10 protein-coding genes and 2 tRNA genes are annotated in these 11,798 nt (G+C 42.3%); 3 read left to right on the top strand and 9 right to left on the bottom strand.

Annotated elements, in window-relative coordinates; translation table 11 throughout:
- The first annotated feature begins 7 nt into the window (after positions 1-7).
- Together EHO65_RS09235 and prmC are read left to right on the top strand one after the other, a co-directional pair.
- A tRNA-Arg gene (locus EHO65_RS09235) sits at positions 8-84 on the top strand.
- Between the two features lie 7 nt (positions 85-91).
- Positions 92-955 (top strand): peptide chain release factor N(5)-glutamine methyltransferase, encoded by an 864-nt coding sequence (gene prmC / locus EHO65_RS09230; RefSeq protein WP_135773819.1) that lies wholly within the window; start codon positions 92-94, stop codon positions 953-955.
- A 54-nt stretch (positions 956-1,009) separates the two neighbouring features.
- On the opposite strand, the gene EHO65_RS09225 is transcribed toward prmC, so the two are convergent.
- The 9 genes from EHO65_RS09225 to rpsT all read right to left on the bottom strand — a co-directional run bounded on the left by EHO65_RS09225 (position 1,010) and on the right by rpsT (position 10,219).
- Positions 1,010-1,750, bottom strand: a complete 741-nt coding sequence (locus EHO65_RS09225) for an SH3 domain-containing protein (protein ID WP_244243491.1) — start codon at positions 1,748-1,750, stop codon at positions 1,010-1,012.
- Between the two features lie 184 nt (positions 1,751-1,934).
- The gene (locus EHO65_RS09220; protein ID WP_008595143.1) at positions 1,935-2,279 is read right to left on the bottom strand and encodes a P-II family nitrogen regulator; all 345 of its coding nucleotides are present in this window, start codon (positions 2,277-2,279) and stop codon (positions 1,935-1,937) included.
- Positions 2,280-2,314: 35 nt separating this feature from the next.
- Positions 2,315-3,613, bottom strand: coding sequence for an ammonium transporter (locus tag EHO65_RS09215; RefSeq protein ID WP_100721947.1), 1,299 nt, complete (start codon positions 3,611-3,613; stop codon positions 2,315-2,317).
- 307 nt (positions 3,614-3,920) lie between these two features.
- On the bottom strand, positions 3,921-5,528 hold the full coding sequence (locus EHO65_RS09210) for a carboxyl transferase domain-containing protein (RefSeq protein ID WP_135773818.1): 1,608 nt from the start codon (positions 5,526-5,528) through the stop codon (positions 3,921-3,923).
- An 18-nt stretch (positions 5,529-5,546) separates the two neighbouring features.
- Positions 5,547-6,590 (bottom strand): GlmU family protein, encoded by a 1,044-nt coding sequence (locus EHO65_RS09205; RefSeq protein WP_135773817.1) that lies wholly within the window; start codon positions 6,588-6,590, stop codon positions 5,547-5,549.
- A 5-nt stretch (positions 6,591-6,595) separates the two neighbouring features.
- Positions 6,596-8,428 carry a glutamine--fructose-6-phosphate transaminase (isomerizing) gene (glmS, locus tag EHO65_RS09200; protein WP_135773816.1) on the bottom strand — a complete coding sequence of 611 codons (1,833 nt, stop codon included), beginning with the start codon at positions 8,426-8,428 and terminating at the stop codon, positions 6,596-6,598.
- A gap of 3 nt (positions 8,429-8,431) precedes the next feature.
- Positions 8,432-9,823, bottom strand: coding sequence for a phosphoglucosamine mutase (gene glmM / locus EHO65_RS09195; protein WP_135773815.1), 1,392 nt, complete (start codon positions 9,821-9,823; stop codon positions 8,432-8,434).
- A 37-nt stretch (positions 9,824-9,860) separates the two neighbouring features.
- Positions 9,861-9,933 (bottom strand) — tRNA-Val (locus EHO65_RS09190).
- Positions 9,934-9,949: 16 nt separating this feature from the next.
- Positions 9,950-10,219: a 30S ribosomal protein S20 gene (rpsT, locus tag EHO65_RS09185; RefSeq protein WP_086458106.1), complete on the bottom strand. Its 270-nt coding sequence runs from the start codon at positions 10,217-10,219 to the stop codon at positions 9,950-9,952.
- A 457-nt stretch (positions 10,220-10,676) separates the two neighbouring features.
- On the opposite strand from rpsT, the gene EHO65_RS09180 reads away from it, so the two are divergent.
- The gene (locus tag EHO65_RS09180) at positions 10,677-11,792 is read left to right on the top strand and encodes an LIC_10450 family protein (protein ID WP_135773814.1); all 1,116 of its coding nucleotides are present in this window, start codon (positions 10,677-10,679) and stop codon (positions 11,790-11,792) included.
- The last annotated feature ends 6 nt before the right edge of the window (positions 11,793-11,798 follow it).

Raw genomic sequence — 11,798 nt, 5'->3', positions numbered from 1 at the left:
TTAAAAAGGTCCCGTAGCTCAGGTGGACAGAGCAGAAGTTTCCTAAACTTTTGGTCGGAGGTTCGAATCCTCTCGGGGCCACCATCAAATCATGGCAGATTCCCAAGACAACGTTCTGAACCTACTCAAGAAATCGGAAGAATTTCTAAAAAAGAAAAACATACCTTCCGCAAGATTGGATGCAGAGATATTACTCGCAGATCTACTCAAGATCCAAAGAGTCAAACTCTATATAGATTTTGAAAGACCACTTTCCTTATCCGAAAAAGACGAGTATAGAGAAAGGATCGTCCAAAGATCCAAATTCAGACCTACAGCTTATATCATAGGAAAGAAGGCATTCTTCGATTCAGAATTCCATGTAAACGAATCGGTCCTTATCCCGAGGCCGGAAACAGAAGAATTAGTCGCCTGGGTATTAGAAGAATATCCGAGCAAAGAAAACAATTTAGAAGTATTAGACCTTTGCTCTGGCAGCGGTTGTATAGGGATCAGTCTCGCCAAGGCCAGAAAAGAATGGAAAGTTTCTTTTACGGACGCTTCTGAATCCGCTTTAGAGATTAACAAAAAGAATATTCAAGAAATATTAAATACGGAAAGAAGTTTCGACGTATATCAAGGAGATCTACTCTCCCCTATTCCAAACGAAACCAAATTCGATCTGATCGTTTCCAATCCACCTTATATCCCTGAAGCGGATAAATCTACGATCATGCCGGATGTTGTAGATTACGAACCTCATCTTGCATTATTCGTATCCGATTTCCAGGGATTCCATACTAAAATCCTAACAGAAGCAAAGTCCAGATTGAAACCGCAAGGTAGATTGTATTTGGAAACACATCCTAGATACTCTTCTTGGTTGAAAGAAACTGCGTTATCTCTCGGATATTCAGAAGCAGATCTAAAAAAGGATCTGTCCGGCAGAGATAGTTTTGTTCGGTTGATATTTTAGAAAATTGCGCGGAGAAGTATGGGAAGGCTAGGGATTTGAGACGTCTCCTTATCCTTACTCCGAAATCGCCTTAAACTGATTCCCCGGATCGAAGATCGTACATTCTATTCCCTTCGTTTTCATAACAGGCTGTAGAAACAATTCGTCCTCGCTTAAAGTCCAGGCTTTGCGGATTTTCAATTTATCCAATGCCATCTCATAATGGTTTCCGATGGTTACTCCTGTCTTGCGCATTTGTATTTTTAAGATCGCAAGTATGACCTCTTTTCCATCCAGTCCAGGAGTAAAACATTGGGCAGTGACTCTGTTTAATATCTCTTCGTCTTTTTGAGGAATATCCAAAGTGATCGCATGCAAGATCCTCCATTCGGTTATATTTTGGGAGATCTGGTCCTTACTTTCTAAAAATGCGAAAATATGTTTTGGATCTGCCTGATAAATATTTAAGTACAAGCCCTCATTTATAATATGAGTGCGAATTAATTTTATCGATCGGATAGGATGATGATAAACTAGTCCAGTATATGAATTAGAACCTGGGGGCAGAAGGTCCGGATGTTTAAAACTTAAGTACCCTCCAAAAACCCAACCGTCTCCTTCTTCACTCTTGATCTTGTACCAATAGTTTTCGAATCCGTCTATATGGGTCAATCTTTGGTCCTTCTCCAGGATTTTCACTTCTCCTTTATATGGAACCGTTCCCATCTTTTCAGAAGAAAGTTTAGGTGCAGATCGTATCTTAAGTCCCGCTCCATCATTTACATATGCGGATTGGTAATTAGAAAAACATCCCAACAAGAATGTCGTGCAAAATGCTACAGCTAAGTATATTAGAGATCTGAATATTAGGTGCACTGATTAGATATACACTTTTAGAATCTAATCGTCTAACAAAAAACATACGATATATAGCTCGTACATAAAAATGGGGCCGGTAATACCGACCCCGAAGCTAGTTTCGACTCGTATTGGGGAAGAATTAAATCGCTGAGCTTCCTCTTTCTCCGGTGCGAATACGGATCACGTCTTCGAGAGGAAGAATTAAAATTTTTCCGTCTCCGATCTTTCCGTCGCCGGTTTTGGCAGCTTTCAAGATCGCATCAACGGTAGGTTTTACGAACTCATCGTTTACCGCGATCTCCAATCTTACTTTTCTCAGAAGGTTTACTTGGTATTCATGTCCACGAAATACTTCAGTCTTACCTTTTTGCTGCCCGTAGCCTTGCACGTCGCTTACGGTAAGTCTATAAATTTCATTCTTAGTAAGCTCCGCTTTAACCTCTTCCAGTTTATGGGGCTGGATAATTGCTACGATTAATTTCATATGCTCTCCTTTACTTAATGTATAAATTCAAAAGGTTATATAATATAACCTTTTTCTCCGTGAATCTCGGAATCGAGTCCAGCAATCTCTTTCTCTTCGGAAATCCTGAATCCGATCGTTTTGTCGATAATAAACACTAAGATCAAGGATACTACGATAGAATAAGCGCCGGTTGCCACAACGCTGATAACCTGAACGATAATTTGGTCTCCGCGAGTAACTCCTTCAGGAATATATTGCGCAAGTGCAAATACACCTGTAAGGATCGCACCGATAGCTCCACCTACGCCGTGAATTCCGAATGCATCCAAAGAGTCATCATATCCAAGTTTACCTTTTAGTAGGATAGCACCGTAACAAACAGGAGATACAATTACTCCCATTATCAATGCGCCGGTAGCGTCCACAAAACCTGCAGCAGGAGTGATCACAACCAGACCTGCAACGATCCCGGAAGCTGCCCCGAGAGCTGTAGCTTTTTTAGTGTGAAGATATTCGATCAATAACCAAACGGCACCTGCTGTTGCAGGAGCGATTAAAGTCACAACGAAAGCTCTTGCAGCCTGACCATTAGTGGCAAGACCGGAACCTGCGTTAAATCCGAACCATCCGAACCATAGGAATCCCGCACCGATAAGGGTGTAGGTCAAATTGTTCGGAGCGATCAGTGCAGGACCTTCTCCCTTACGTTTTCCTAATACGATTGCTGCAGCCAAACCTGCGATACCGGAGATCAAGTGAACCACTGTTCCACCTGCGAAATCCAGAGCGGTCTTTTTGAATAGCCAACCGTTTGCAGACCATACCCAGTGTGCGACTGGATCATAAACCAAGGTAGACCATGCTAGAATGAATACGATATAACCGGAAAGTTTCACCCTTTCTGCGATCGCACCGGAAATCAGAGCCGGAGTGATTAACGCGAACATTCCTTGGAATAGGAAGTGAATGTATTTCGGGATCGTTCCTTCCAATGTTTCGTCGGTAATACCATTCAACAGGAAGAGTTGAAAATCGCCGAAAAACGGACTATCGCCGGAAAATGCTAAGCTGTATCCAAATAATGTCCACTGGATTGTGAGGACAAGAATCGCAACAAAGCTGTGCATCATTGTAGAAAGAACGTTCTTAGATCTTACGATACCGCCGTAGAACAGCGCGAGTCCTGGGATCATGAAGAACACGAAAGTGGAAGCCACGATCATCCATGCGGTATCCCCTTTATCCAAAGTGGGAGCAGCAGGTGCGGCCGGTGCTGGTGTAGCGTCTTGACCCCAGATCAGTACTGGAGCGATTAAGATCAAGAGCGCGATAAGTTTTTGGGCAATTTTCATTTTCTCAAATCTCATCTCGAAAATATGTTTAATCCAAATAATGCAAGAAGAGTACCTGAGTTTAAAATTAGTCCAAAAAAAGATTAAAAAAACGGAATAGGAATCCTAGAGGCCTGAAACGAGGTTTTCTCTAGGAAAAAGGGTCCAAGTTTTAGCCTGAGGCAGATTTTTCCCTAGTTTAGGGAGAAAATCCCCAGGTTCAGGCTAGCAGTTTGCGTACTTATTAGGCAGATTTTTGGGATCTGCCAGAAAAACAAAATTTTAGAAGTAAAATCTATACTTAGGTATCATTCTTTCGGAGGAAAAATCACATCCGGAAGATTGCATAAGAAGGCTCTATACCCTTAGGAGAAAGGTCGGAATACAATGCCAAACCTAAAGCTTCTCTTGTACGAGCAGGATCCAGGACGCCATCATCCCAAAGTCTTGCAGTAGAATAGATACAAGAAGAACGATTATCATAATCTTCTAATATAGGCCTCTTGAATTCAGCTTGTTCGGCGTCGGAGAGCGATTTTCCTTCCTTCTCCAATTGTTCCTGCTTCACTGTGAGTAGAACATTTGCTGCTTGCTCTCCCCCCATCACGGAAATTCTAGCGTTTGGCCACATCCAAAGGAATCTAGGTCCAAATGCACGGCCACACATTCCATAATTTCCCGCTCCGTAAGAACCGCCGATCACAACAGTGTATTTTGGAACTACAGAAGTGGAGACAGCATTTACCATTTTGGCACCGTCTTTTGCGATACCTGAATTCTCATACTTCTTCCCTACCATAAAACCTGTGATGTTTTGTAGGAAGAGTAAAGGGATCTCTCTTTGGTTGCAAAGCTGGATGAAATGAGCCGCTTTCAAGGAACTTTCGGAGAATAAAACTCCATTATTTGCAATGATACCTACTGTCTTGCCGTAAATATTTGCAAAGCCGGTGACTATGGTAGTTCCATAATATTTTTTGAATTCTTGGAATCTGGAACCATCTACAACTCTTGCGATCACTTCTCTCACATCGTAAGGTTTACGGATATCTTTTTGGATGATCCCGTAAATTTCTTCGGAAGGATAAAGAGGTTCTTCGTAAGAGATCTGCTCTTCTAATTTTTTAGCTCTTGCTCCCAGACTAGAAACAATATGTCTAGCGATCTCGAGTGCATGTGGATCATTCTCCGCATAATGATCAGTCACTCCTGAGATCCTACAATGGACATCAGCTCCGCCCAATTCTTCCGGAGTAACGATCTCTCCGGTTGCGGCTTTTACTAGAGGAGGTCCACCTAAAAAGATGGTACCGTTTCCTTTTACAATCACGGATTCGTCCGACATCGCAGGAATATATGCACCGCCGGCAGTACAACTTCCCATTACGACGGAGATCTGAGGAATCCCCAATCTGGAAAGATTTGCTTGGTTATAAAAGATCCTACCAAAATGCCATTTATCAGGGAATACATCATCCTGCATAGGCAGGAAGGCTCCACCCGAATCCACGAGATAAACACAAGGAAGACGATTCTCTAATGCAATCTCTTGTGCACGGATATGCTTTTTAACAGTGAGTGGATAATAAGTTCCACCCTTTACTGTGGCATCATTTGCAACGATTACACAAGGAGTTCCTGAAATTTTACCGATCCCAGTTACGATACCTGCAGAAGGAACATCGTCCGCATAAACCTTCTCCCCTGCTAAGGCTGAGAATTCTAAGAAAGGAGTGTTTGGATCTATCAGACCTTGTATCCTTTCTCTTGCAGTGAGCTTTCCTCTGCTCTTATGTTTCTGGATGGATTTTTCTCCTCCGCCTTGTCCGGCTTTTTGGAGAAGTTTACGTAAATCCGCGACCTTTTCTGAAAGGTCTTTGAAATTCTCTTTATATTCAGGGGAAGACGTACTAATACGCGATTCCAAAACTTCCATGGAGCCTCCGGTCCTTTTTTATTTCCGGACCTTGGTTTCGTATAAAATTCTAATAAGTTCCGATTCGGAATGAGAAAGTTCTCTGTTCCTTCTTGCCATGATCTTGCGAGAATCACGAAGAAATAGATCTAAGATATAAGGTTGTCCATCCGCCCATACGAATGGAGGAAGATATCCGCTCGCCTTGGAAGAAACAACATTACATCCAAAGTCTATCACTGTTCCAGTATTCAACATCACTCCGATGCCTATCTTGGAAAAATCTCCAATGATAGAACCGAATTTGATGGAACCAGTTGTGATCTCGGTATGTTCTTCTCTGATCTTGACTACGCCGTAATTATTCTTTAGATCGGAGGTAGTGGATAGTGCTCCTAGATTGACCCAACTTCCCACCACGGAATGTCCTAAGAATCCTTCGTGATGTTTATTCGTAAAATCTAATATAATGCTGTCCCCGACTTCTCCGCCTATTCTGCACACATTCCCTATGGAAGTGTTTCCGGTGATCCGAGCATTATCCACATGAGTGCCCTGGCCTATGTACAAGGGACCTTCTAAAAAGCTGAAAGAAGTTACCTTTGCATCTTTGTCTATGATCACAGGTCCTGAGGTTACGTCTATTACCACACCTGGATAAATTTTAGCGGAAGGATGTATATGAACGTGTTTGGATTTTCCAACTACTTGGAAATCACCCGACTTCACCTTGAGTTTGCGGGCCCATTTGCGCAGATCCTTATGATTTTCCAAGTCCTGGTCTATATTTTTGCCGACGGACTCTAAGGATTTCCAAGGTAGAAATTCCTCAGGGCGGATGATTAGATCTACATCCTTGCCATCATACTCGGAGATCTTTGGATTTCTTTCGAAGAATGTTTTCTCGAATGCAGAATTGGAATTTGAGTAGAATATCTTAGAATCAGGATACTGTTCTTTTAAACGTTGGAGAGGAGTCAAAACCCCGTCTCGAATCTCAGAGAAAGATCGAATTCTGGTTAAGGCTCCCAAACCGGGAGGCGTTTCCCTCTCATCGATCCAAATTCTCTGAATTCTGCCCACGCTCACTACTCCACTGTGACGGACTTTGCTAGGTTTCTAGGTTGGTCCGGAGGACAACCCCTAGCCACGGCAGAATAATAGGCCAGAAGTTGGAGAGGAAGAACATTCAGTATCGGACTTAAAATTTCCGGACAGTCCGGAACTTCAAAACAGTAGTCCGAAAGCTCTTTTGCCTCTTTATCTCCTTCGGTTACAATGGAGATCATGATCCCGTTTCTTGCTTTGATTTCCTGGATATTGGAAAGCATTTTGCTATAAATTTCGGATTTGGTCGCGATACATACCACCGGCACTTCATTCGTAATGAGTGCGATCGGTCCATGTTTGAATTCCCCACCCGCATAACCGGAAGCGTGGATATAAGAGACCTCTTTTAATTTCAAGGCACCTTCTAACGCGACTGGATGGTTGTAGGTCCTACCTAAAAATACAAAATCTTTGGTCTTAGTAAAATCTGCGGCCCAGTTTTCTAAGATATGTGCCTGAGCCAAAATTCTCTCCATCTTGCCTGGAAGAAGTCTGATCTCTTCTAAAAGTGTCTTTAGTTCTTCGTCGGAAACAATCCATTTCAAACGGGCTACATATAATGAAAAAAGAAGAAGGTTAATTACCTGTGCAGTGAATGCCTTTGTACTCGCGACCCCGATCTCAGGACCGGCATCCGTTCTGATGAATGAATCCGATTCTCTCGCGATTGTGGAATTCACATTATTCACCAAGGAAAGAACCTTGATAAACTTTGCTTTAGCTTCTAAAAGAGAAGCAAGAGTATCCGCAGTTTCCCCGGACTGTGAAATTCCCACGATCAAAGTATCACCTTCGACCACAGGGTTTCTATAACGAAACTCAGAAGAAGTTTCGGTATCAGTTTGGATCTTTGCAAAATTTTCCAGATAATGTTTTCCGAGCATTCCGGCATAATAGCTGGTTCCTGCCGCTTGGATGATGATACGGTTTACCTTGGACATCATCTCTCTGGAAATTGTACTTTCAGGGAATTCGATCTCACCGCTCTCAGAAATACGAGATTGTATGATCCTACGGAAGATCCCAGGTTGTTCGTGGATCTCCTTGATCATAAAATGAGGATAACCGCCTTTGTCTACATCCTCGAATTTGATATCCTGAGTTTTGAATTCGAATTCTTTCTCGGAACCGTCAAATCCGAAGATCTTACATTCGGTTTTTGTAAAGTATCCCCATTCTTTGGAGTTGATATAATAAACTTCTCTACAGTTCCTAGTCAGAGGAGAAATATCAGAAGCAAGATAGTATTCTTCTTTTCCTCTTCCTAAAAGTAAAGGTGCTCCGTCTTGAGCAAAATACACTCTGTCCGGTTCGTTGTCGAATACGACTGCAACGGCCCATTTTCCATGAACTCTATCAAATAATTCTAAAAAAGCTTCCTTATTGGATTTCCCTCTTTTTCTACTCTCCGCCAAAAGATTGGGAAGAACTTCGGTATCCGTCATACTATGGAATACGAAACCTTTTTGTTTGAGTTCTTGTCTGAGTTCGGAATAATTTTCTATAATTCCGTTATGTACTACTGCTACGGTAGATTTGGAATCAGTATGAGGGTGAGCGTTGATTTGGTTTGGTTCACCATGGGTTGCCCAACGAGTATGACCAATTCCGACATTACCTCGGATCGGATGTTCCTTTAGGTAATTCTCCAAATCCTTAATTTTCCCTTTCTGTTTACGGACTTGGATCTCCCCTCTGTCCAGGACCGCGATCCCGGCTGAATCGTATCCACGATACTCCAAACCGATGAGACCTACTATGAGTACAGATTCTACGTTCTTATCGCCAGCGTATCCTACGATTCCACACATATATTATGAATTCTCCATGATCTTTCCGGCTTTATTTAAAAGGGATTCCAGATCCTTTTTGGTTCTGGCCTCTCCAATCAACCGGAGGATCGGCTCGGTATTCGAAGGTCGAATATGTATCCAAGAGTCCTGGTTCGCTAAACGTAAACCGTCTCTCGAATCTTCTTTATATTCGGAGAAGGCGCTGCGAAACTTAGAATAAATCTGCTCCGTCTTCTGCCCCGCGATCTTGTAGGCGATCTTGCGCATATGAACCGCAGGAAGACTACCTATCACAGTTTCAGCATCTTCCCCCTTTAGGGCAAGCAGATTCAGTATATGAGCAACCCCCGAAAGAGAGTCTCTCCCGAAAGATGGGATTGCCGGATCGATGACTCCTCCGTTCCCTTCTCCGCCAAAAACAGACTTACGGTGTATCATTTCTGCCACAACGTTTGCTTCTCCCACCTTAGATCGATAAGTCGGAATTCCAACAGTATCCGCGACCCAATCATTCACAAAACTTGTGGAGAGGTTCACAGTGATGGATGCCTTCTTCGGGACCGAATTAGAAGTAAGGTAGGACATAAAGCTGAGAGGAAGAGTTAATTCTTCAGAGATTGCCCCTTTTTTAGGAGATAAAACTACAAGTCTGTCCGCATCAGGATCCAAAGCAAAACCTATATCCGCTTTGGATTTTTTGATCAGACGAGAAGATTGTTTGAGCGCATCAGGTGTAGGCTCAGGCGGACGAGGAAACGTTCCATCAGGAGTACAATGTTGTAAAATGACCTTACAACCCAAGCGACTTAACAATTCGGGTAAAACGAAGCTTCCCCCACCATTTACTGCATCCAGAAATACCGTAAATTTTTTACGTTTGATCGCAGATACATTCACTCGAGCCAAAACGGAATCGATATGAGCCTGGATCCTGTCGGTTCCGTCTTCCACATCCGTATTCGGTTTGAATTGGAAAGGTTTATAATCTTCTTTTCGGACCAGATCTAAGAGACCTTCTAAGTCTTGTGCGTTAGTAAAAAAACCACCGGGTCCTATAAACTTAAATGCATTCCAGATTACCGGATTATGAGAAGCTGAGATCATGATCCCACCGGCAGCTCCTGACTGAGCCACCACTGCCTTAACTGTAGGAGTAGGAACAATCCCCAGACGGATCACATTTTTGCCCATTCCGAGCATGATACCGATCGCAATATTTTCTATATAAGCACCGCTCGGACGAGAATCTCTTCCGATGACTACAGTATTACCTTTGAGTCTGGACCCAAAGGCCATGAGTGAATGGAAAATTACGTCGGGACTTAATCCGGTAGGAATGATTCCCCGGATTCCGGACACAGAAACCATCAAATCCGGGTGTTGGAAGACCGGTTTTTGATGATTTAGAGCCATGATTCCGGGGAATATTTTTTAAATTGGGATGAGAACATGGGCGATGACAGGATCGAACTGCCGACATCCTCCTTGTAAGGGAGGCGCTCTCCCAGCTGAGCTAATCGCCCGTTATGAAAACGGTTATTATGCGGTTGCAGCCTGATTGATACGCAATGCCATCCGACTCTTTTTGCGATCTGCATTTTTAGAGTGGATCAGGTTGGTTTTCGCAGCTTTGTCCAGAAGAGAAGAATACTGTCCGAACAAAGATTTTAAGGAGTCTTTTTCTCCATCTTGAAGCGCTTTTAGGATCTTTTTAGCTTGGGTCCTAAGGCGATTCCTGTTTTGAGAATTTGCCGCGTTTCTGCGTTTCGTTCTACGGATATCTTTTTCTGAAGATTTAATATTCGCCAAGGATCTCTACTTCCTATTCAGGGATTGAGCCCAGATTTTCGTACCCAGGCAGCCTGTCAACGCGGTTTTACTTCTTTTGTCCGCTTTACGAGCGATCGCGCTCTCCGCTTCAATCCGCTACGCGGGATTTCCGCTGCGATCGCTGTCGCATTTAAGATCCGCCCAAGTCTCGGCGGATAAGAAAGAAGGATCACTGACCCACTGGTGCCAACTTCGAATTTGACGGATGCGTTATTTGCACTTAAGTAACTAATCCTGTAATCATTCTGTTGGAGCTCCAATGTCTACATTAAACCCAACATCTACCTTAAACGAGGTATGTCGGAAATAAATTTACTAAACTAAGGTTCAAAAGAATTTTTTGCTTTGCTTGCACTTATTTTTATCTTATTTTTTTGATTTAGTAGATTGGAAATTAATTATTCGTCCTATTGGAAGTCCAGGGACGCTGCCTCGCATGATATCAAGACAAGCACAAGACTATATCATCGTGAATTCGATCGATGAGATCGATCCGAATAAACTTTCTTTGGCTCAATTGGGAACCAAATATTTGGACAGGAACGGGAACCGTTATGCTGTTCGTTTCAATAAAGAAAGTAGAAAGGCGGAGATCATTCGAATCACTCTTCAAAAAGCTTCCGAAGCAGAAGCGAATAAACCTAAACTAGGCAGAGTAAATCCAAAAGCGGCATCCAATCCTTTAGATCTACAGAAATTATCCAATCTTCTTAAAAGTACAAAACATCCTAGTGCTGACTGGATAGAGAACCTAGCCGAAAAAACAAAAAATACTAAGCCAAGTTCTGCGAATTCTGAAAAGCCTGCTTATACTCCCAACATTCAAAAAGAATTGGATATTACTCCGGCAGAAGGTCCGGATCTATCTGTTAGAATGAATTCTGTCCAAAACGATATATTCGATCTTTCCAAAGTAGATCTGAATATTGCAGATGCGGGAATTATTACTAATACCGGAAAAGAAGATGTTCCTGTTTTTATAGAGAATATAGAAGCAGGTTCCAACAGAGAAACGAAATATATCGAAGATAGTGTTCAACAATTCCAAAAGATCAAGGACAGGATCGAATCAGTATTAAACAATATTCGAAATTCTAAAATTTTCGAAGCAACCGGAGATCCTTCCGAGAACAAGAATATAGTAGGAAATCTGGGGAGAGAATTCGATATCGAGTTCTTCCAGAAGTTGGATAAGATATTAAATTATCATAAAGAGCTGACTTCTTATCCAAGATCAATCACCTATTATATAGCAAAGTACGAGTCTCATCGTAAACAGGCATTACAATCCAAAACCTCTGATATAGAAAAATTAAAACTAGTTATCCGCTGGGAAATGCAGGAACTTCTCTTGGATCTGGCCAGAAAACTCAAAAAAATGGTCCTGAACGCATTAAACGTACTGAATACTAAAAACGAAAACCATCTAAAACAAGTAGCCTATAACCAACAACAGATGTATAAGGATGCCAGAAGTGCCTTATTATATTGTTCGGAAGATATAGGCGGACTACTTATCTCCTTGCAAAAATGGGCCGATAGCGAAGGATAGAAACCT

The organism is Leptospira andrefontaineae (genome assembly GCF_004770105.1).
Classification (GTDB): Bacteria; Spirochaetota; Leptospiria; order Leptospirales; family Leptospiraceae; genus Leptospira_B; species Leptospira_B andrefontaineae.
This window is presented reverse-complemented; position numbering and strand designations above follow the sequence as displayed.

Bases quoted from the DNA above. Each gene is read 5' to 3' on its own strand.
- prmC (WP_135773819.1), top strand. From the start codon at position 92: ATGGCAGATTCCCAAGACAACGTTCTGAACCTACTCAAGAAATCGGAA.
- EHO65_RS09220 (WP_008595143.1), bottom strand. From the start codon at position 2,279: ATGAAATTAATCGTAGCAATTATCCAGCCCCATAAACTGGAAGAGGTT.
- EHO65_RS09215 (WP_100721947.1), bottom strand. From the start codon at position 3,613: ATGAAAATTGCCCAAAAACTTATCGCGCTCTTGATCTTAATCGCTCCA.
- EHO65_RS09210 (WP_135773818.1), bottom strand. From the start codon at position 5,528: ATGGAAGTTTTGGAATCGCGTATTAGTACGTCTTCCCCTGAATATAAA.
- glmS (WP_135773816.1), bottom strand. From the start codon at position 8,428: ATGTGTGGAATCGTAGGATACGCTGGCGATAAGAACGTAGAATCTGTA.
- glmM (WP_135773815.1), bottom strand. From the start codon at position 9,823: ATGGCTCTAAATCATCAAAAACCGGTCTTCCAACACCCGGATTTGATG.
- EHO65_RS09180 (WP_135773814.1), top strand. From the start codon at position 10,677: ATGATATCAAGACAAGCACAAGACTATATCATCGTGAATTCGATCGAT.